General features: G+C 31.8%; 10 protein-coding genes. All 10 read left to right on the top strand.

Features of this window, described 5'->3' with window-relative positions:
- Nucleotides 1-87: 87 nt before the first annotated feature.
- The 10 genes from G498_RS0108030 to G498_RS0107985 all read left to right on the top strand — a co-directional run bounded on the left by G498_RS0108030 (nt 88) and on the right by G498_RS0107985 (nt 23,340).
- Nucleotides 88-702, top strand: a complete 615-nt coding sequence (locus tag G498_RS0108030) for a hypothetical protein (RefSeq protein WP_026980707.1) — start codon at nt 88-90, stop codon at nt 700-702.
- A gap of 234 nt (nt 703-936) precedes the next feature.
- The gene (locus G498_RS0108025; RefSeq protein WP_026980706.1) at nt 937-6,087 is read left to right on the top strand and encodes a DEAD/DEAH box helicase; all 5,151 of its coding nucleotides are present in this window, start codon (nt 937-939) and stop codon (nt 6,085-6,087) included.
- An 8-nt stretch (nt 6,088-6,095) separates the two neighbouring features.
- Nucleotides 6,096-8,933 (top strand): helicase-related protein, encoded by a 2,838-nt coding sequence (locus tag G498_RS0108020; protein ID WP_026980705.1) that lies wholly within the window; start codon nt 6,096-6,098, stop codon nt 8,931-8,933.
- A gap of 3 nt (nt 8,934-8,936) precedes the next feature.
- Nucleotides 8,937-13,319, top strand: coding sequence for an Eco57I restriction-modification methylase domain-containing protein (locus tag G498_RS14840; RefSeq protein WP_051269798.1), 4,383 nt, complete (start codon nt 8,937-8,939; stop codon nt 13,317-13,319).
- Between the two features lie 2 nt (nt 13,320-13,321).
- The gene (locus tag G498_RS0108010; RefSeq protein ID WP_026980704.1) at nt 13,322-13,708 is read left to right on the top strand and encodes a hypothetical protein; all 387 of its coding nucleotides are present in this window, start codon (nt 13,322-13,324) and stop codon (nt 13,706-13,708) included.
- Nucleotide 13,709: 1 nt separating this feature from the next.
- Nucleotides 13,710-14,531: a hypothetical protein gene (locus G498_RS0108005; protein WP_131387694.1), complete on the top strand. Its 822-nt coding sequence runs from the start codon at nt 13,710-13,712 to the stop codon at nt 14,529-14,531.
- Nucleotide 14,532: 1 nt separating this feature from the next.
- On the top strand, nt 14,533-15,210 hold the full coding sequence (locus G498_RS0108000; protein ID WP_026980702.1) for a hypothetical protein: 678 nt from the start codon (nt 14,533-14,535) through the stop codon (nt 15,208-15,210).
- 10 nt (nt 15,211-15,220) lie between these two features.
- Nucleotides 15,221-16,723 (top strand): Fic family protein, encoded by a 1,503-nt coding sequence (locus G498_RS0107995; RefSeq protein ID WP_026980701.1) that lies wholly within the window; start codon nt 15,221-15,223, stop codon nt 16,721-16,723.
- 30 nt (nt 16,724-16,753) lie between these two features.
- Entirely contained in the window at nt 16,754-21,373 is a 4,620-nt protein-coding gene (locus tag G498_RS0107990; RefSeq protein WP_026980700.1) for a DUF3883 domain-containing protein, read from the top strand.
- On the top strand, nt 21,370-23,340 hold the full coding sequence (locus G498_RS0107985) for a DUF2779 domain-containing protein (protein WP_026980699.1): 1,971 nt from the start codon (nt 21,370-21,372) through the stop codon (nt 23,338-23,340). The genes G498_RS0107990 and G498_RS0107985 overlap by 4 nt, the downstream gene beginning before the upstream one ends.
- Nucleotides 23,341-23,344: the final 4 nt, after the last annotated feature.

Below are 23,344 nucleotides of genomic sequence, written 5' to 3'. Positions count from 1 at the left end.
GCGATATAGGTTTGTAAAACATTGTAAATGAATATTTAATGGCGAGTTTTTCTTGTTTATTCTATATTTTTAAAAGAAAAAATAAATATGAAAACCCCAATATCAATAAAAAGAATTGTCATAGATTTTATGTACATCAGGGAGCAATTAAAGGAATTCTTTAAAGACAAAAAAGAATACCAGCCAATTATAGAATTCCTACACGCCAAGGATTACCTGGATGAAGAGCAGGATATTCCATTTCCAAAATTAAAAGATGTGGAATTGGAAACCGGGCTAAAGCCACACACGCTCCGAAAGTTATTGCTTGAGATGCATGGTCAAATATTTAATTATACAGGTTGTTATAAACTAAGCTTTAAAAAAGTCTTGTATCATTTTCACATAAAGTTCTATGATAAATTATGCTACTTTACTATGGGTCATTTAGAACATTTACCACGAGTTGGTGAAGGAATAAGTCTTCCATTCGTTACGGCAAGTCTTGATATCAGTTATTTTTATGTAGAAGATATTCGACATGAATTTGATGGTGTCACACAAAATATTTATTTCATACTCGGTATTGGTCAGTATAATCAGTATTGGCAATTTATGAAGGATAGAGCTATTGAGTTGAAAGAAGTTAGTTATCAGGATATGATAAATCTGAGTGAGTTAGATCTGAAGCGTAAAATATATTCTAAAAATCCCTATCGGTAGCTTTGCGAAGCTTAAAGTGAATAAGGGATTTAATAAGAAACGGTATTTTCGCTAATAAATGAACTGATTGGGAATGGAAATAGTTGTAAAAAAAAAACAATTAAGTTATTGTCTATCAATATGTAAAATAGTTGAAAAAATGAATTAATAAGTTCAAAAATTGAATAGGTTTTTCTTATAAAATTATTTAGATTTACGGATTTACATATTTCTAAATAAACAGGAAGAACATCAATGGACGCATTCATTACGCACAATCAAGTTATATCCGATTACAAAGAATACCTTCAGTCTTTTATCAACATTAATGATTCAAAGATTTTAGACTATATTCAGAATGAAACTTTAGTAAAAAACATTATACCTGAGCCTTTAATTCAATTTAATCCTTCATTTGAAAAAGGGAAATCATTTGAAGAATTAATTAAAGAGGCAACTGTTCATCCAAACCTTTCTAAAGCATTAGGGTCTTATAGATTATATAAACATCAAGTTGAAGCTATAGAACTAGGAGTCAAAGATCGTGGTTTTGTTGTTACCTCAGGAACAGGGTCTGGTAAGTCTTTAACTTTTTTAGCTACAATTTTTAATGAATTATTCAACAGAGGATTTGAAAAAAAGAAGGGTGTAAAAGCAATTTTGGTTTACCCAATGAATGCTTTAATTAATTCTCAGTTTGAAGAAATTAAAAAATATGCTAATGCTTATGGGGAAGATTTTCCAATAACCTTTGCACAATATACAGGTCAAGAAGGTGGTGATGTAAGAGAAAAAATTAAAACAGATCAACCTGATATCATTTTGACAAACTACATGATGTTAGAATTGATAATGACACGTCAGTCCGAAAAATGGTTAAGAGATTCAATAAAAGAAAATCTTAAGTATTTGGTATATGACGAGTTGCATACCTACAGAGGTAGACAAGGGGCAGATGTGAGTATATTAAATCGAAGAGTTCAGGCTTTAGCTATGAACAAAATTATATTCATTGGAACATCAGCTACAATGGCTTCTCATGGTTCACCTGAAGAAAAAAAGAAAAAAGTAGCAGAAGTTGCAACTCAAATATTTGGTAAACAATTTAGTTCTGAAGCTATAATTAATGAATACTTAGAACCTTGTACACAAGCAAAAGAGGTAAATTCTTTTATGCTGGCTAATGCTATTAAAAAAGGTATAGATGTCAATGGTAATGAAGATGATTTTGTTTTGAATGATCTTGCCAATTGGCTTGAAATGAATGTAGCTTTAAAATCTAATTTTGGAACATTAGAAAGAGGTAAACCTTTGAATATTGATCAAATAACAGAAGAAATTCATAAAGTTACATCTCTACCTAAAGAGGAAATTAAAAGCTGCATTGTTGATTTACTAAAATGGGCTGAAAAAATAAATGAAGAAAACAGAATAGCTGGAACTAGAAAGTCGTTTTTACCATTTCGTTTTCATCAATTTATTTCTCAAACGGGTTCAATTTCTGTTACGTTAGAGCCAAGAAAAACAAGAACAATTGCGTCATCTGATGAACCTTTTTTAAAAATTGATGGAAAAGAAAAAAAACTATATCCTCTATTGTTTTCTAGATATTCTGGTTATGATTTTATTTGTGTAGAATTAAATGTTGATGAGGGTAATTTAATACCCATCATACCAAATAAAGAATTCGTAAATAAGAAGAAAGAGGAAATTAATCAAAAAAATCCAGATATTAGAGATTTTAAAAATGGATATATTGTTCTTGATGAAGGGGAGGAATTTTGGAATCTTGATTACATTGATTTAGTTCCTTCACAATGGTTAAACAAACAAGGATCAGATTTACTTCCATACTACAAAATGTTAATGCCACACGAAATCTATTTTAATAGTGATGGTCAATTTTCATTTGAACCTAATTTTCCAATTAAAGGATATTTTATACCTGCCAAATTAAGAATCGATCCAACGGCTCAAATTATTTATGAAGATAGTAAGACAAGTGATTTTACTAAGTTATCAAGATTAGGTTCTGAAGGAAGAAGTACTGCTACATCTGTAATTTCATATGCTGTTGTAAAAAGTTTGGTAGACCAAGGCGAAGCATTGCAAGATCAAAAACTACTGAGTTTCACAGATAATAGACAAGATGCTTCATTGCAAGCAGGACACTTCAATGATTTTTACACAACGATTAGATTGAGAGCTGCATTATTTAATGCGTTACAGAATTCTAGTAAGCCAATAGAAATTTATGAAATAGCCGAATCTTTATTTCAAAGTTTAAATTTGAAAGAAGTACAATATGCATTATATCCATCTAATGATCCTGATTTTCCTGATGAAAGAAATATTGAAGCCTTAAAAGAATATTTAAAGTATAGAATTTTTCAAGACTTAAAAAGAGGTTGGCGTTATACCTTACCAAACCTAGAACAAGTAGCTCTTTTAGAAATCGACTATAAAAATCTTGATAAATTAGTAAGCCTTGAAGATCGTTTTCAAAACATTGAATATCTAACACGTATATCGGTTGAAAAACGAAAAGAATTTCTTAGAAATATTTTGGATTATTTTAGAACTAATTTTGCTTTAGATCATAAGTTTTTTAAAGATATAGCAAATAATGAATCCCTGATGAGAGATAGACTTCATCCAGATTCATTATGGTCGTTAGATTATAACGAAAAAATCGACAAACCTACAGAAATGGTATTGTCTATTCCTTCCCCTAGACCAAAGGGAAAATTTATAATTTCGATGGGACATCGTTCTAATCTTGGAAAATACATAAATCGTTGTCTAGTAGAAGAAGGATTAGATAAGCTTAATAGAGACAATTATGATACTTTCATGCAAAGTATTTTAAATTTATTACATATTACAAACCTAATAACTGTAGAACAAGACAGAAGAAATCCTGAATTAAGTTATTTTAAACTTAGAGCGGATCAATTGTTATGGCTAAAAGGAGATGAAAAAACGATTCGATTGGATCACACTAGATTTAATTTCCAATCAGATTTAAATGATTTGAACCCCAACAACTATTTTCAAAATTTATATAAAACAGATTTTACAAAATTTAATAAAGAACTAATTGCAAAAGAGCATACTGGTCAAATTAATTCTGCACAAAGAATTGAAAGAGAAGATGCTTTTAGAAAAGGTGAAATATCTACAATGTTTTGTTCACCTACAATGGAGTTAGGTATCGATATTGCCAATTTAAATATTGTGCACATGAGAAACGTACCTCCTAATGCAGCAAATTATGCTCAAAGAAGTGGTCGTGCTGGACGTGGAGGACAAACAGCATTAGTGTTCACTTATTGTTCAACCATGTCACCACATGATGTAAATTATTTTAAGAATGCAACAGAGATGGTGGCAGGAACAGTTCAGCCTCCAAGAATTGATCTAATTAATGAAGAATTAATTACCTCTCACTTGAATGCCTTTTTGTTAATGAATTTAGAAATAAGTGAATTGAAAAGTTCTGCTGCAGAAGTTTTAGATCTTAACAACGAACAAAAGATATTTGTTAAAAATGATATTCAAGAAAGAATAGAACATTTGTGTGCTATCAATAAAGCATCCCTGTTGGAAGAATTTGAAAAAATAACATGGTCAATGTTACCAGAATTAAAAAACACAAACTGGTTTACGAAACGTTGGATTGACTCTAAAATTGAAAAATTTCCAACGCAATTTTCAAATGCATTTACACGATGGATCCGAATGTTTCAAAATGCTTGTACACTTAGAAATAAAGCACAAGCCATATTAGACAATCATACCTATAAGGCGGATAGTGAAGAAAGAAAAGAAGCTTCAAAACAAGAAAGATTTGCCAGAAAACAAATTGCTTTGTTGAAAAATGAGGCACAACAAAATTCTAGTAATTCAGAGTTTTATGTGTTCCGATATTTAGCAGCAGAAGGTTTCTTGCCAGGTTATAATTTCACTAGACTACCTGTCAGAGCGGTACTAGGAAAAAGTTACAGAGACGACGTTGAAGTACTTTCTCGCCCTAGAAACTTAGCACTATCTGAATTTGGACCAGCTAACACAGTATATCATTCGGGAAGTAAGTTTAGAATAAACAGAATGATGATTTCTGATTTGGAAAATGCAACTGAAAAAATAATGGTATCCAATAAAACAGGATATGCCTATTTTAATGATGAAATTAAAACAGCAAATATCGACCCTATTAGCAAAAGTCAATTAAAAGGGGATGCTATTAGCAATTTTTCAAACGTAATAGAATTTTCAGAATGTGAAGGAATCCCGCTGCAAAAAATTTCTTGTATCGAAGAAGAAAGAAGTAGATCTGGATATGAGATTGTATCCTACTTTAATTTTCCACAAGGAATTGAAAATACAGAATCAGTAGTTTTAAAAAAAGGCGGAGAAAAACTATTACAACTCTATTTTAGCAAAACAGCCAATCTCGTTAAAGTCAATAAAAAAGCCAGAAGATCTCAAAAAGAAGGGTTTAAAATAGACCAAAGAAATGGAGTTTGGGTGCAAGAAAGAAACATTCAAAATAATCCTGAATTACAAGAGAATTCAAAAGATATAACGCTTTACACTAAAGACACTTCAGATGTATTGTACATTCAACCCTTAGGGAATATTGGCGCTACACCAAATCAAGTGATTTCATTGAGTTATGCTTTAAAACGCGGTATTGAAAAATTATTTTTAGTAGAAGAAAGTGAAATTGCTGTGAGTATTATGGGAGATCAAGAAAAACCAAATATTCTAATAAATGAAGCTTCTGAAGGCTCACTAGGGATCTTATCTCAGTTGATTTCAGATCCTGTTAAAATGAAAGAATGGTTCATTGCCAGTTATGAAATTCTTCATTTTGATGCTGAATCAAGAGAGGAAACAGAAATAGGAAAATCGTTACCGCATGCAACTTATCAAGATTTATTAAGTTATTATAACCAAATTCACCACCAAGTATTAAATCGTTATGATATTAAAGAAACTTTGGAGAATTTGATGGATTGCGAAGTGGAATTGGTTCAAGGAAGTGATAATGACCGTGAAGAGCAATACAAATATTTATTGGATGCTTATGATAAAAACAGTAGCACAGAACTAAAATTGATAAAATATCTTTACGAAAACGACTATGTTTTACCAGATAAAGCGCAGGTGAATTTAAAGGACTATTATATCAGTGCCGATTTTGTTTTTAATACTGGTTTTGGTCCTACATTACTATTTTGTGACGGCTCAGTTCATGATAAAGATGAGGTAAAGAAAAGAGATGAAATGATCAACAAAATATTGCAAGAAGGAGCAATTGACGTTATTCGTTGGCATTATGCAGAGCCAATTGAAGATTTGATGAATAGAAGAAAAGACATTTTTAGAAAAGTAAAATAAAGATTGTAATGAATACAAAATATACACCGGGTAATTTAGTCCGCTACAGAAATCGCGATTGGATGGTTTTACCTTCTAATGAGGAACAAGTGGTTTTAGTAAAACCTCTTGGCGGATCTGATGAAGAAATTACCGGTATTTTTTTGCCATTAGCTAAAGATTTTGAGAAAATTGATAAAGCAACTTTCAAAGAACCAACACCCAATCAAATAGGAAATTTTGAAACAGCTAAATTGTTGTACAATGCATCCCGTCTTTCATTAAGAAATGCAGCTGGACCATTTAGAAGTATGGGAAAACTATCTTTTAGACCGAGATCGTATCAAGTGGTTCCTTTAGTAATGGCTTTAAAACAAGACATAACACGTCTTTTAATTGCTGATGATGTGGGTATTGGAAAAACCATTGAAGCATTATTAATTATTAAAGAATTAATGGAACGCGGCGAAATCAAAAGATTTGCTGTGATTTGTCCTCCACATCTTTGCGAACAATGGCAACAAGAATTAAAGGATAAATTAGACATCGATGCTGAAATCATTCGTTCTAGTACGGCTTCAAGATTAGATAGATTGGTACCAGATGATCGTTCTGTTTTCCATCATTTACCTTATCAAGTAATCTCTGTAGATTACATTAAAACAGACAAACGAAGAGGAATCTTTTTAAACGATTGCCCTGAATTAGTAGTGGTAGATGAAGCGCATACTTGCACATTACCAAAAGGTTCCACTTCTAAAAACCAACAACAGCGATACAATTTAATTCATGATATTGCAGAACAAGAAAAAAGACATTTAGTCTTATTAACGGCTACACCGCATAGTGGTAAAGACGAGGAGTTTTTATCGTTATTAGGCTTGTTAAAACCATCATTCAGAGAATTAGATTTTGAAAAGTTAAGCCAAGCGGAAAGAAAGAACATTGCCAAATATTTCATTCAAAGAAAAAGAGAAAACATTCGCAGATGGTTGAATGAAGATACTTTGTTTCCTGATAGAGATTCCAAAGAAGTTGGTTTTACCTTATCAGAAACAACAAAGGCTTTTTATAATGATTTAGTGACATTTGCTCGTGGTATTTCGGAAGTGGAAACCGATAATGAAAACACCAAATTATTACGTTCATGGGCAGCTATTGCTTTAATCAAAGGGGCTATGTCAAGTCCAGTGATGGCAAAAGAAATGTTAGAAAAGCGCCATGCTAAAGTAACTTCTGAGGAAGAAGAAGTTGAAATTGGAACAGAAGCTGTTGAAAATACCTTATTCGAAGAAAATGACTTTGGAGTAGATTTCTCTAGAAACGATTTGTTAAATGCTGTAGACTACAAGGCTAATGAATTACAAGGTTTAACCAACCTATTAAGTAAAGCAGAACTACTAATTGAAAATCCGGATACCGATTTAAAAATAAAACATACGGTTGATATCATTCAAAAATGGTTAAAAACAGGATTTCAGCCTATCATTTTCTGTCATTACATTGCTACGGCTAAATATGTAGAAGAAAAATTAAGACAAGCGCTTCCAAAAAATGTTCTAGTGCAAGCCATCACATCGGAATTAGCCGATGAACAAAGAAAAGAAGAAATCCAAAGAATGGGCGAACACGAAAAACGGGTGTTGATTGCAACTGACTGTTTGAGTGAAGGAATCAATTTACAGGATCTTTTCAATGCGGTGTTGCATTATGATTTACCTTGGAATCCAAACCGTATTGAACAACGTGAAGGACGTGTCGATCGTTTCGGACAAACTTCAAAGGAAATCAAAACCTATATGCTCTACGGAGAAAACAATCCAATGGATAAATTCATTTTGGAAGTGTTAATTCGTAAAGTGCGTGAAATTCAAAGAAGTATTGGAGTTACTATTCCTATTGGTGAAAACAACAAATCACTAATGGCGGAATTAACGCAGAAAATCTTAAAAACTAGTTCAGAAGCAGATCAATTAACACTGTTCCAAGAGGATAAAATTAAGATTGATAACGAACTAGAATTGGCTAGAAAAAAAGGAGAAAACTTACGTTCTATTTTTGCTCAAGAATCAGTAGATGCAGAAGCCATCAAAAAAGATTTAGAAGAAGTAGATGAAGCCATCGGAGATCCACAAGTGGTAGAAAGTTTCGCTACTTATGCATTGTCCTTATTAGGAGCTTCAGTAACACAAGATTTTGATGGTTATAGAATACAAGTCACCAACTTGCCTAAACATTTACAAGTGGCTTTATTAACAGCAACCGAACAAGCAAAAGGGAAAACAGAAACAAAAATCGCATTCAATTCTCCCACTCCTAAAGGATATCAATACATTGGTCGTAACCACCGATTTATCGAACAATTGTGTCATTATGTAATCAGTAATGCCTTTGAAGAAGAAGGCAATAATTATAATTTAGCGCGTACTAGTGTCATTCAAACCGAAAGTGTAACAAACAAGACTACTCTTGTGATGTTCCGAGTACGAAATGTAGTAAAAGAAGTTCGTTCTAAAAACGAATCCGTGGCAGAAGAAATGTGTTTATGGGGTTATTCAGAGCAGAATGGAGATTTACAGGCTATCGATTTTAAAGAAGCACAAAATTTAGTAGCTAAGGCAATTCCATTGAGCAATTTACCTTTAGAAAGACAACAACAATTGCTAGATCAAGAATTACATTCTTTTGAAAACAAAAAAGATGCTTTCATAGCTATTGCAGCAGAACGTGCTGATAAATTAGTAGAAGCACACGGAAGATTTAAAGCTTTAATTGGTGGAAGAAGTTATGAAAAATCGACTCCAGTATTACCACCAGATGTAATGGGCGTTTATATTTTATTACCAAAACCTAAAGCAATTTTTTAAGCCATGAAGTTCTCTACAATCAACATACAAGGTAACATTTTCACAAGTGAAATTCTAGATCGCATTCGTCAAGATAACATCAGCCATCAAAAGCCACAAGACTTTGGGTTAAAACCCAATGAATTAGTGCGTGATGAAATTAGCAATGCTTGGAGTTTGATCAATACGCATTGGCAAATTTTCAAACAAAAACGAAATGCTTTTCAACCTACCGACAATGGCGTAACCGAAACCCGCAGGTATTGGATATTACCCCTACTAAATCAATTAGGTTATGAAGTAGCACTGACTAATGCTGAAATAGTAAACGGTAAATCCTACGCTATTTCCCATAGAGCTAGCAATAAAGATGGTTTTCCCATTCATATTGTAGGTTCAGAACAATCGTTAGATAAAAAAGCAGAAAGCGGCCCTAGATTATCGCCTCATGCGTTAATGCAGGAATACATCAATTCTACAGAGCACATTTATGGTTTTGTAACCAATGGAATCCATTTTCGAGTATTGCGTGATGCCACTCGTTTATCACGTTTAAGTTATTTGGAGTTCAACTTAGAGCAAATGGTAGAAGAAGGCCATTATGCCGAATTTGCTATTTTCTACCGTTTATTGCATGCTTCACGTTTAAAAGACACCAAAGAAGAAGCAAAAGATGCTATTTTAGAGTATTACCATAACGAAGCTTTGGCATCAGGTTCTCGTATTCGCGAGCGTTTGAGTCAAGCGGTAGAAAAATCAATCCTTTCTTTGGCTAATGGTTTATTAAAACAACCAGAAAACAGAGAGTTACAACAATCTTTTGAAGATAATAAGATCCATGCGAAGCAGTACTATCTGCATATTCTAAGATCAGTATATCGCGTGTTGTTCTTATTGGTTATTGAGGAACGTAACTTGATTTACAAAGAAAATCTAACCGAAGAAGAAAAGAAACTAAAAGACATCTACTATAAGTTTTACAGCATCCAACGCTTAACCTATTTGGTAAACAAAGCGGTGTACATCGATCCTAAGAAAACCGATCTTTGGCAATCGTTATTAATGACCTTCCGTTTGTTTGAAGACGCCAATACAGGGAAAGTCTTAGGAATAGATGCGCTGGGTTCTGGAATATTTAGTTACAACGCTATTCAAAGCCTAAACGATACGGTTTTAAACAACAAAACGGTTTTAGAAGTATTCAAATACTTGGTTACTTTTGAAAACGAAAACAAGCAAACCATACGTGTAAACTACGCCGATCTAGATGTAGAAGAATTCGGTTCGGTGTACGAAGGTTTATTAGAGTTTGAACCCGTAGTAGAAAACGGGGAGTTTTATTTCAAACAAGGAGACGAGCGTTCATCTTCGGGTTCGCATTACACGCCAGAGGAATTGGTAAAACCATTAATCGTACACTCTTTAGATTACATCATTGCCGATAAACTAAAAGAAGCCGATCCTGAACAAGGATTATTAAGTATTACGGTTTGTGATGTGGCATGTGGTAGCGGTCATATTTTATTATCTGCGGCGCGCAGAATTGGTTTTGAGTTGGCAAGAGTACGCAGTAACGAAGACCAACCCACACCATCGGTTTTACGGATAGCTGTTCGCGATGTGATTAAAAACTGTATTTATGGGGTAGATTTAAACCCATTAGCGGTAGAATTGTGTAAAGTAGCGCTATGGTTAGAAGCGCATGAACCAGGACAACCACTTAACTTTTTAGACCACCACATTAAAAACGGAAATGCCATTGTAGGTTTGGCGCATTTTGAAGAACTAGAAAACGGTATTGCCAGCGAAGCATTTAAAACCTTACCAGGTGATGACAAAGACATTGCAAGTGCCTTTAAAAAGCGAAACGACTTAGAACGCAAAACCAAAGGGCAATTAACCACTTTTGATGTAGCATCTGCCGATGACGATTTAAAAGACTTGCAAAAAGACTTTACTACGTTTACGCAGTTACCAGAAAATACCCCGGAACAAATTGCTAAAAAGGAAAAAGCCTATCACGATTTAACACAAGGCAAAAAATGGTTTAGATTAAAACAAATAGCCGACATACAAGTAGCCCAATTCTTTATTCCTAAAACAGAGGATAACAAAGAAAAATTAACCACCCACAGCCAATATGTAAGTTACTTAAAAACCAACGCACAGATTATTGACCGAGGTGCCAGTATGGCATTAGCACAAGAAAAACGTTTTTTTCATTGGTTTTTAGAATTTCCACAAGTATTTCAGAGTGGTGGATTTGATTGTATTTTGGGGAATCCACCTTATTTAGGAGGAAAAAAAATAAGTGGAGCTTATGGGGATTATTTTAACAATTATATAAAAAGCGTGTATGAAGGCACTGCTGGAAGTGTTGACTTGGTTGCTTATTTTTTAAGGAGGGTTAGCAATTTGATTTTAAATGAAGGTTTTTTAGCAATAATAACAACTCAAAGTATAAAAGAAGGTGCAACAAGAGTTGCAGGATTAGAATTCTTAGTTGAAATTGGGTATTTAATTAACATGGCTAAAAAAAATATTGTGTGGCCAGGAGAGGCTGCAACGATTGTTGATTTAATCTCGTTAACAAAAAAATCTTCAAATATTTTTTATTTAAATGATAAAATTGTTACACATATTAATTCTTTTTTAGATGACGATTCTGAATCAAAATCTCCTCTAATTTTAGGAGGAATTAATGAATTTGCATTTCAAGGAACTGTGGTAAATGGTGATGGCTTTATATTAACTATTGAAGAAGCGGGGAAATTAATTGCTACTAATAATGGCTTAGAAAACATCATAAAACCATATTTAATTGGTGATGATTTGACAAGTAATTTTGAAATGAAAGCGTCTCGACAAATTATTAATTTTTATGACTTCCAATTAGAAAAAGCGAAAAAGTATAATGATGCTTTTAAAATTGTAGAAGAGAGAGTATATCCCGAAAGGCAAAAGAAGAAAGATAAAGGATATAGAGAAAAGTGGTGGATTTATGGCCGAAGAGCTGTAGCTCTTTATGATAGGATAAAAACCTTAAAAAAATATTATGTTACAGCTAAAACATCAAAACATCTCAATTTTATAATTACCGAAAATAAAGAAATAGTTTTAGATCAAAGTCTAACTGTAATAGGAATAGATGATATAAGAATTTTTGGAATATTACATTCTATGATACATCTTGAATGGTCACGGAAATTTTCAACTTCTCAGGGTGGCACTCCAAGATACAATCCTACGGATACATTTCAAACATTTCCTTTTCCAAACTTAGATATATTAGATGAGGCATTTATTAACTATTCTTTAGATTTTGATTTAAAAAGAAGACAATATTGTATTGAAAATAAAAAGGGGCTAACCTCCTATGGCAATGATTTAAATAATCCTAATATTCAAAATGATAATATTTATCAGATTAGAAATTTAATTACTTTGATAGATGGAGAATTAACTAAAGCCTATGGTTGGCAAGATATAGCCTTACGTCATGATTTTTATGAGGTAGAGTATTTACCAGAAAACGACCGTGTTCGTTACACCATTCACCCAGAAGCCCGCAAAGAGGTATTAAAGCGCCTGTTAGAACTTAACCATAAAATCCACGAAGAGGAAGTGGCGGCTGGGTTGTGGGATAAAAAGAAGGCGGTGAAGAAGGAGAAGGTGGTGAAGGAGAAGAAGATCAAAGTACAAAAACAAGAAACCAATCAGGTGTCAATGTTTGACACATCAAATGATACAATTATGAAAGAGTTTACTAATACAGACGGGATTTATACTATTGCCGATGTAGCTCGAATAATAAATAAACCAACAGAAAGAGTAAGACGTTGGTTTAATAAATTGGCAGAAATAGACTATGAAGGTTTAGATGGTTCCGTAAAAACAGATATAGATAATCGTCGTATTAGCTTCCATGGATTAATTGAATTGGTGGTTATTGGTGAATTAATTGAAAATAAATTTAACATAAGAGCCATTTTTAAAGCAAGACAAGACTTAGCAGATAAAACTGGAAAGTCATTTCCTTTTGCAACAAATAATGTAAATAAAAAATTAAGAGTATCAGGTAGTGACATCACTTGGGACTTTGAAGACGGTAACGTTACACTAAATGGTAAAAACCAATTTAATCTGGATATCGTTAGAGAATTTTTCAGAGATATTGAATTCGATACGTCAGGTATTGCACAAAGAATTACACCTGCAAAAGGCTTGAAACGAATTGAAATTACACCTAAAGTTGGAGGTGGAAAACCTTCAATAATCAGTCAAAAAGGAGTAAATGTAGAAACAATTTTACGTTTCTATTCGGGACCCGAATCAATTGAGGAAATCATTGAAGATTATGAAATAAGCAAGGAAGACATAGAAGCAGTATTAGCCTATCAATCATAAGTATGATGAAAATATATATTGATTCCAATTACCCACGTCCAGTGTTGAAAATATTAGAAGATGTGCATAATCTTCAAAAACAAAAAAAATATGAAATTGAACGTTGGGAAGACAATGAAATAAATGAAAATGATTTAAAAGACTCAATTTTTCTTGTTGTAGATTTTCAAAAAAAGGGAATTTCAATTCCTATAATTAAACAATCTGAAGAAGGATACAAAACAATAGTTTGTAGAGTAATGGATGAAAAGATTGACCGTTTTGAATTCGCTATGACTGTTTTAAGAGTTTGGCCACATATAATTGAGAAATCAGATTCAAAAGATAAATTGTTTTCGTTTAATTATGGAGGTAAAAAGTTGAGAGGTGTTAAAATTAAAAATGAATAGTATGAATTGGATATTTAATGCAAATAGTCTAAACAAAAAGTTAAACAATGAGGAAACCCAAAAAATTTCATTTACTCAAAAGAGAAAATTTTCTGGAGAAGTTGGTGAAAACATAATTATACTTGAAGAAAAAAGCAGAAATTGGGTATTTACTAGATATTATGAAATAGTAGGCATTGATCAAGAAAAAATTGAAGATGATTATAATAAAATTACGATTGCTATAACACTAAAAGACATTTTCAAAGAAGATAAATTAATTGAAGACTATAGTTATAGTTTGCTTAGAGTGACAGATTTTAAAAATCCTTCGAAACATTATAACAAAAGAGTTTATAACCGAATTGAAGATGTAGAGTTTGAGGCAATCGTAAATGATAAAATTTACACCAACCGCACAATATTAGGGACTATTTTAAATGCTTTACATCCTGATCATCAAAAGGCATTTATTGAATTTTTAGCAAGTGAAGAACCTATATTATTGACCAATAAAACAGATGTTGACAAAGTTTTAAATTATTTATATAAGTATGTAGAGTCAAATATTATTGAACCTATAAAGTACCTTAAAAGTTCAGGCGAATTATTCAGCAGCATTTTTGGACAGGAAGAATTTACCAATTTAGGTTTTGCTGAAGATATAGAGAGTATGGAAAATGTAAAAATGGTAAAACCACAAATTGATTTAATTGAACAATATGTTGAATTTTTACCATTATTTTCAGAGCCTGAAAGGGATACAACAATAAATACTTTATTTGGAAATAATAAATTCAGAACCTTATTTAGAAATTCACGATTACCATTAAATCTTAACTAATATGAATTTAGAGGATATAAAAAAGCTAAAAATAGCTACTGAAAAGTTGACAAAATGGGAATCTACTGGCCAAGCTTTTGGGCATTTTGATAATATCAAATCAAAACCAAAAGGGTATAACATCTATGAGTTTTATTGTTGTATGAGAATAATGAAAGATTTGCAGCAACATTATGATGTAGAATTAATTCCTAGTACCTTGGGAAAATCAATATTTCCAGAAAGTCCAGCTTCAAAAAATGGTTGGGCATATTTTAAAATAGAACCTAAAGATAGAACTTCAACACATTACCAAGTTTGTTTTGGAACAAATATTAAAATAAGTAGTTCGCCAGATACAACTTGCGCTCCGGATATATCTTTCCAAAATATTAATAGCAGTAGTGATCCTGATGAGAATGATGTAGAATTAATCATGGATGCAAAATTTAAAACAGACCGAGATACTAAGTTTAGTATAGGTACAATCCGAGAATTTATAACAATGATTAATGACTTACAAACTAATAATGCATCATCAACAGATATAAAATTTAATCTCTTGCCAAGTATAAAATCAAATTGTTTAATATCTAATGGAAAAGTTATTGTTAAGCATCAACAGTATTGTTCTAATAATAATCTTTTACAAGTAGGTTCTTTTGTCCATGATAGTTCAAGTTTTGATATAATTGGTTAATTTATAGTTTATGCCAAAAACAAGACTATTCATAAGTAGCGTACAAGCAGAATTTGCTGAGGAAAGACAAATGCTCTTCGAGTACATTTTGTCCGATCCTTTATTAGGTAAATTTTTCGAACCCTTTTTGTTTGAAAGGCTACCCGCAATTGATCAAAAAACAGATGCCATTTATCTAAATGAAGTACAACAATGCGACATCTATTTAGGTTTATTAGGCACGCAATACGGTTTTGAAGATGCTGAAGGCATTTCTCCTACCGAGCGTGAATTCGATCACGCAACGTTACACCACAAAACCAGATTAATTTTCTTAACCAGCCATAGTGCTCAAGAACGAAATGAAAAACAAAATGTTTTTATACATAAAGCGCAACAGGTGCTTATCAGAAAACGCTTTTCAACCATTGATGAATTAAAGGCATCGGTGTATGCAGCATTAGTTAATTACCTCATCGAAAAAGAACTGATTCGCACCGGTCCGTTCGATGCTACAACACATGCATCGGCAACTTTAGCAGATATAGACGAAAATAAAGTACGTGAATTTGTTCAGGTGGCAAGAGCTAAAAGAGGGTTTAGATTACAGGAAACAGCTTCGGTCGAAGAAATTTTAGTACATCTCAATTTGTTAAAAGACCACAAACTAACGCATGCGGCTTTATTACTTTTTGGTAAAGAACCCCAACGTTTTTTCATCAATTCCGAAGTACGTTGTGTGCATTTTCACGGCACCATTGTAGAAAAACCCATTCCGTCTTACAAAGTATTCAAAGGCGATGTTTTTGAATTGGTAGATCAAGCGGTAGATTTCGTTTTGTCCAAATTGGATTACTCCGTAGGAACTCGTGCAGAAAATATTGAAATTCCAGGAAAATACGAAATTCCAAAAGAAATAGTAGCTGAAGCCATAGTAAATGCCATTGCACACAGAGATTATACCAATAATGGTAGCGTACAAGTAATGTTATTCAGTGATCGCCTTGAAGTGGTGAACCCAGGTGCTTTACCTTTAGGTTGGACAATTGAAAAATTGAAAGGTTTACACACTTCTGTTCCGGCCAATCCATTATTAGCTGAACCTATGTATTTGAAAGGGTATATAGAACGACTAGGTACAGGAACAGCAGATATGATCCGTATTGCCAAAGATAACAACCTGCAAGAGCCTGATTTTATACAAGAGGAAGAGTTTAAAACGATCCTCTACCGACCAAGTTCCGACCAAGCTCCGACCAAGCTCCGTAGTACTTCCGCAGGAGTTCCGCAGGAGTTCCGTAGTACTTCCGTAGAAGTTAAAAACTTATTGAAAGTTTTAGAAGGTGAAATGAGTAGAAAAGAGATACAACAAGCTCTGGAATTAAAACACGAAGGTAATTTTAGAGAAAATTATTTGGAGCCGGCAATAGAAAATGGAGTTATCGAAATGAAATACCCGGATAGTCCAAATCATCCAAGACAGAAATATTTGTTGACAGAAAAAGGAAATGAAATAAAAAAGGAAATAAAATAAAGCTTTAAAAAACAAACAATATTTGAGTAAATGAGTAACGATACATTACTGAACAAACAAACAGTTGAAAACTTAATTGCTGAAAATTATAATACTTATAAAAGCCACAGCAGAATAATCAGTGATTATCGGGGAGAAAAAGGTTTAACCGAAGCCTATAATGGTCGTCAATTGTTAGAGATGCTTCAAAATGCGGATGATGCTCAAACAGACAAAGTTCATTTGCATTTAGATACTGAAAACACAACTTTAACAATAGCTAACAATGGAATTCCTTTCGACATTAAGGGATTGGGTTCTTTGATGTTGGCCAATAATAGCCCTAAAAATAAAAGAGATTTTATCGGCAATAAAGGTTTAGGATTTAGATCTATATTAAACTGGGTGAATGTTGTAAAAATCAAAACTAGAGAATGTATTTTAGAATTTTCGTCATCTATTGCTAAAAAGGAATTTGAAAAATTAATTCCAGATGTTACAATAAGACAACAAATTATAGATAACGAAAAAGATTTATCTAACGGAGATGTTCCATTTGCTGTTTTAGCAATACCAGATTTTAAAGAAAACACAGAAGTTCAAGATTGGGAAACGATAATTGAACTTAAATATAAGAAAAGTGAAGAAAACAAAATCCTCGAACAACTTGAAAAGATTACACCCGAAGTTCTATTGTTCCTAAATCATACAATTTACATTAAGATTTCTGGAGCCGGTAATATTGATAAAGAACTAATACTTTCACCTTCAAGAGATAAAATAGAAAAAATAATAACAGTAAACAACACTACTTGGAACCTTTTCGACAGCGGTGAACAAGGTTTACCAAACAATGTAGAAAAGTTTTTTAAGTATAAAATCGCATGGCAAAACGATTTAAGTGATAATGAAGCATATTTTGCCACTTATTTTCCAACCCAAGTTGCAACGCATTTACCTTATTTAATACATGCCACCTTCGATTTAGATCCCTCACGTAATCATTTGAATAAAAGTGACGATAATGAGCATATTCTAAATCAAATTGCTACAACAATCAGAGAAATTGCGATCACTAGTATAGTAAACAATGACAACCCAGATTGGAGAGCTTTAGAATTTTTAACGGTAAATGGTAAAAGTGAAAACAAACTTCTAGAAACATTCTTTGAAAACATTGAGAGGGCAAAATCAGAATTACCAATTTACCCAACCCTAGATGGTTTTTATAAAAAAATAGATGAGGTGAAATTTTATGGAAATGATTTTTCAGAATGGGTAATACGCAATAAGATAGAAGCTTTTTTCCCAAATTTATTACTCCCAATCCCACCAAACAAAATTGCTTTAACAAGTAAAATTGCTTCAAAATATAAACGTGAAGAATGGAAATCAATATTAGATACCGTTACACATAAAATAATAAATATTGACGAAAGAGTTCACCTTATAAAACTTTTGGAAAATGACAAATTCAAAGAATTGCATGGTACTTCTTTCCCGCTATTATTAGACCAAGATGGAAATATTGTAAAAAGTGATATCGAAGTTTTTACATTAAGAAAAGGTTCAACAGATATATATCAAATTCCTGATTATGTTAACATATCCTTTATTAATGATTCACTCTATTTTAAATTAGAAAATGTTTTCTCCGAAGAAATTGAAAAATTAAAAAATAGTCCAACTGAACATAAATCAAGAGCATTAAAAAAAATTATTGCTAAAATTGTTAACCTTGGTTCAAACGATATTACAGATGTAGTTAGAAACATCACAAGATCTTTTAATAGCAAAGTTGAAGAAGATACTTCTAAAAGTCAAGAATTAATAAAACCATTTATTAATTCTTTATATCAAATTTTCAAACAAAAAAAAGAAGGAGAAAAGACGGCTGTAGATAATATTAAGATTATAAACAGAAGTGGCAACTTAGTTTTAGCGTCAGATGTTTTTTTAGGAAAAGAATATTATTATGGTAAAGCTACTGAGAAAATATTTGAAGGTGTTTTCGAAGAAGATCAATATCTGATAGGAAACGAATTTTGGAATTTAGATTTTGAAAATCAAAGTCCTGATTATTTAGATAGTTTTTTTATTTGGTTAGGTGTAAATAAATATTCCAAAATTAAAAACACTAAACAGACAGTGTATCAGTATAATGGTTTGAATGAGTATACAAAATATGTTTTCAATAAAGTTGGCACACCAGATTTGTATACTTCTGTGTCATATGATATAGAGCAAATAGAATATTTTGATATGTTTATTTCGAAGAAAATGGTAATCGAGAAAATGCTAGCATGGATAATTTTAGATAAAAAATTGTTGTCCAAAATCGATGATGAAACAAATGGAGAAACCTTTACCTATTCTTATAGTAATACATTAAGAACTATTAATTTAAAACCATCATATTTTCTGTATCAAATTGCTAAATCGAAAGTAATAGATAATCTATTCGTAGATTTTGAACTTGCTGATATTTTAGGATTGAAATCAATAAATCCTAAGCATCCAATATTTTTAGAATTAGGAATATCCGATACTGCAGTTTTGGATACATTAAAAAAAATAGGAGCCAAAATGTCTTTTAAGGATTTAACAATCGATGTTGTTTATGGCTTACTGAATGGTTTAAAAATAAAAAATACAGAGTTCAAGAATGCTCGTAAAATATACCAACAAGCATTTAATTACTTTAAAAATCATAAACAACAAGACTTTTCTAGTTATCCAAAACAAACACATTTGGTAGCGGTAAAAAATGGTCAAAAAGAATATAAACTCACACAAGAAATTTATTATAGTGATAATACTACTCTTCCATCAAAAATCATTGAAGATTTCTGGATATTTGATTTCCCAAAAAGAAGTGGTGAAAAACAAATAGCAGATTATTTTGGTATTAAAACTTTTAAAGACATTTCTATCGAAATTCTTAAAGATAAAATTTTAGATCATCCAAAAAAAGAGGAGTTCAACAATTGGTTCAATAAGATAAAACCATTCTTATTAACGTATCGTTTAAATAACATTAATTCGGAAACATTAGCTAAAACAACTGTGCATGATATTAAAAGCAGCAATATAAAAATTGTTTCATCTTTAGAATATATAATTAATAATGGTGAGCCAAAAGCATTATTATCAAATGAATTTGTTAACAATGATAAACATACATTTTATATTGGAGCAGATTCAAATCTAAATTTAGAGCAATTAAAAGATACACCTGCCTTTTGCGAAGCTTTTTCTGAAATTCTATGCGTATTGTTTGAAGTTAATGAAAACAAGGATGATTTCAGAGCTATTTTCAAAGATAAAGAACATTTGAAAGACTCTAAGTATCTTGTTGAAACCAAAATGCTTTTGGATAAATATGAAGAAGCCTGTCTATTGCTTGGGCTATCTAAAAATGAAATGCTTTTTTGGAAAGCAATAACAGATGGTAAAATTAATGATTTCCCTGAAACACTTTCAAATACAGATGATTTACAAGTAATTCTCAAAAAAACTATAAATTATAATTTACCTGTTGATTACCATTTAGTAGATTTTGATGCTTTTAATAATATACAATCCTATAATTTTATCAAGGCAATTTGTGCTACATTGAATTATACATTAGAAGAAATAAAGTCTCGTCTAGAAAATTTTACCGGGTTATATTATTGGCACTTAGAAAGATTTAAACAAGCAGCTCTTAATGTTGAAATTCTATGGAACAAAGCATGGTGGCTTTATTTTTCCAATAAATCGGCAGAGGAGCAAAAAACATTTGAAAACAAAAGAAATTTATATCTTCAAAAACGTGATGAAATAATTATAAAATTAGCTAAAGAATGTGCTTTGACTATTGAAATAGATTATGAACAAAAATTATTAAATAAGCTCTCTTTAGACTATAAAATAGCTATTACAAAAGACAATATAGAAAATATTAAAATTGAAAATAAGTACAAACATCTTATTGAAAAATATAACATTGCTATAGAAGATTTAGGTCTTGAAATAAAGAGTTTACTCTTTTTTGAAGGACATGATGAAGAACTAAAAAACATATTTACTGAAATAGTAAAAAAAGAATTAGAAGATACCGTGAGTCCAATTTCTCCTCAAACTGAAGGTACTGAAATGAATTCAATAATAACCTCTATTGAGGCAGGAACTGCACCAACACAAAAACTGAATAATAATTTTGGAAACAAAAAAGGTGGGGTTCATTCTTCTAAAAAGGAAAAGCAAAAACAAAAGGCTGGAAAAAGGGCTGAAAAATTAGTTTTCTATAGACTAAAAGAATTATACCCTGATGGGGAAATCCGATGGGTGTCAGGAAATTCAGAAGATAATAGCATTACATTAGATGACACCAAAGGATATGATATAAGTTACAAAAAAAATAAAACAGATGACCAATGGAAATATTTAGAAGTAAAATCCAGTGCTGGTAATAGTTTTATCATCAGTAACAACGAGGTTTCTGTAGGAATTGAAAATAAAGATAATTATCATTTAGCACTAGTGAATAGTCATGATATTTATTTTATAGAAGACTTTTTCTTAGACGAAGAAAGAGTTTCTGAATTTAAAGCTTTAAGAAACAGCACATCAATTAGACCTATCGATTTTGAAGTGTACTATAATATTCCAAAACTTAAATCAACATGAAACCACTAACAAAATCCCGATTTAAAACAGCCTTAGAGTGCCCAAATAAACTCTTCTTTACATCAAAAAAAGAATATGCCAACAATAAGAGTGAAGACCCTTTTTTACAGGCATTAGCAAGTGGTGGTTTTCAGGTTGAAGCATTGGCACGTTTACATTATCCAAATGGTATTTTTATAGATACTGAGAATTACGAATACGAAAAAGCGGTTCAACTGACTCAAGAAGCTTTAAAACAGGAAAATGTGGTAATCTATGAAGCTGCTTTTCAATTCGAAGGTCTTTTCATTAGAACAGATATTATTGTCAAAACAGGAAATACAATAAAACTTATTGAAGTAAAAGCAAAATCATTTAATCCCAATGAAGATCATAATTTTGTGGGGGCTCGTGGTGGTTTGGTCAGCTCATGGAAGTCCTATTTGTTTGATTTGGCTTTTCAAAAGTATGTCGCTCAAAAAGCATTCCCTGATTTCAAATTTGAAGCCTATTTATTAATGGCAGATAAAACCAAGAAAGCAGCCATCGATGGTTTAAATCAACTGTTTCGTATTCCAAACAATGGTAATCCAAGGACGGATATTATTAAGAGAGTAAATTCCATTAATGAAATTGGTAATTCGGTTTTGTCTGAAACCAATGTAGACAATATAGTAAATGATATTATCAGAGATAAATACAAATATTACGAAAACCTCAATTTTGAAGAAGCAATAACTACTTTCAAAAACGCATATCAGGAAGACAGGTATCTGAATTGGCCAATACAATTCAGTGCGTGTAAAAACTGTGAATTCAAAGCAACACCCGAGCAGGAAAAAGAAGGAATGTTATCTGGTTTTAAACATTGTTTTTCCAAACAATTAAATTGGACAGAAAACGAGTTCAATAAACCAAATGCCATGCAAATTTGGAATTTCAGAGGTAAAAATCTTATGGAGGAAAACCGTTTATTGATGGAACAAATAACGGAAGAAGATATCAATATAAAACCAGAAGCTGGCAGAATGTCTCCATCCGAAAGACAATGGATACAAGTGGAAAAAGCAATAAACAAGGACACTTCAATTTATGTAGAAAAAGAGTCATTAAAACAAGAAATGGATAAATGGAAATTTCCTTTGCATTTTATCGATTTCGAAACCAGTACTGTTGCATTACCATTCACAGCTGGGAGAAAACCATATGAACAAGTCGCTTTCCAATTTTCACATCACACGTACAATGAAGATGGAACTATTGAACACCAAAGCCAATACATCAACAATACACCTGGTGAGTTTCCTAATTTTATATTTGCTAGAGCTTTACAAGCTGCTATAGGAAAGGATAACGGGACCATTTTTAAATTTGCAACACATGAGAATACCATTATCAATGCAATCATTTCACAATTGGAAGAAAGTAATGAAACAGATAAAAACGAATTAATTACTTTTCTGAAAACAATCAGTATTGCAAATAAAAATCATGCTCAACCTTGGGAAGGAGATAGAAATATGGTCGATTTATGTAAAGTGGTTAAAGACTATTATTACAATCCGCTTACTAAAGGTTCGAACTCTATTAAAGCAGTTTTGCCTGCCAGTTTAAATACAAGTGAATTTTTAAAAGCAAAATACAGCCAGCCAATTGGTAATATCAATTTGAGCAGTCATAATTTTCCAGCCAATCATGTTTGGTTACAATTAGAAGAAGAAAGTGTTATCAATCCATACAAAACATTACCACCTTTATTTGACAATTGGGAAGAAACAGATTTAGAAGAAAATGTTTCTGATATGGAAAACATAGCAGATGGCGGAGCTGCTTTAACCGCTTATGCTAAATTACAATATGTCGACATGACTCCAAATGAACGTGACGAAATAACCAAAGGTTTACTAAAATATTGTGAGCTTGATACTTTGGCCATGGTAATGATTTATGAGCATTTCCTTCATGACATTATAAATAAACCGAATTAAGAAA

It is taken from the genome of Flavobacterium suncheonense GH29-5 = DSM 17707 (genome assembly GCF_000430025.1).
GTDB lineage: Bacteria > Bacteroidota > Bacteroidia > Flavobacteriales > Flavobacteriaceae > Flavobacterium > Flavobacterium suncheonense.
This window is presented reverse-complemented; position numbering and strand designations above follow the sequence as displayed.

What these genes read in the sequence shown, in the direction of transcription:
- G498_RS0108030 (WP_026980707.1), top strand. Translation starts at nt 88, where the DNA reads ATGAAAACCCCAATATCAATAAAAAGAATTGTCATAGATTTTATGTAC.
- G498_RS0108025 (WP_026980706.1), top strand. Translation starts at nt 937, where the DNA reads ATGGACGCATTCATTACGCACAATCAAGTTATATCCGATTACAAAGAA.
- G498_RS0108020 (WP_026980705.1), top strand. Translation starts at nt 6,096, where the DNA reads ATGAATACAAAATATACACCGGGTAATTTAGTCCGCTACAGAAATCGC.
- G498_RS14840 (WP_051269798.1), top strand. Translation starts at nt 8,937, where the DNA reads ATGAAGTTCTCTACAATCAACATACAAGGTAACATTTTCACAAGTGAA.
- G498_RS0108010 (WP_026980704.1), top strand. Translation starts at nt 13,322, where the DNA reads ATGATGAAAATATATATTGATTCCAATTACCCACGTCCAGTGTTGAAA.
- G498_RS0108005 (WP_131387694.1), top strand. Translation starts at nt 13,710, where the DNA reads ATGAATTGGATATTTAATGCAAATAGTCTAAACAAAAAGTTAAACAAT.
- G498_RS0108000 (WP_026980702.1), top strand. Translation starts at nt 14,533, where the DNA reads ATGAATTTAGAGGATATAAAAAAGCTAAAAATAGCTACTGAAAAGTTG.
- G498_RS0107995 (WP_026980701.1), top strand. Translation starts at nt 15,221, where the DNA reads ATGCCAAAAACAAGACTATTCATAAGTAGCGTACAAGCAGAATTTGCT.
- G498_RS0107990 (WP_026980700.1), top strand. Translation starts at nt 16,754, where the DNA reads ATGAGTAACGATACATTACTGAACAAACAAACAGTTGAAAACTTAATT.
- G498_RS0107985 (WP_026980699.1), top strand. Translation starts at nt 21,370, where the DNA reads ATGAAACCACTAACAAAATCCCGATTTAAAACAGCCTTAGAGTGCCCA.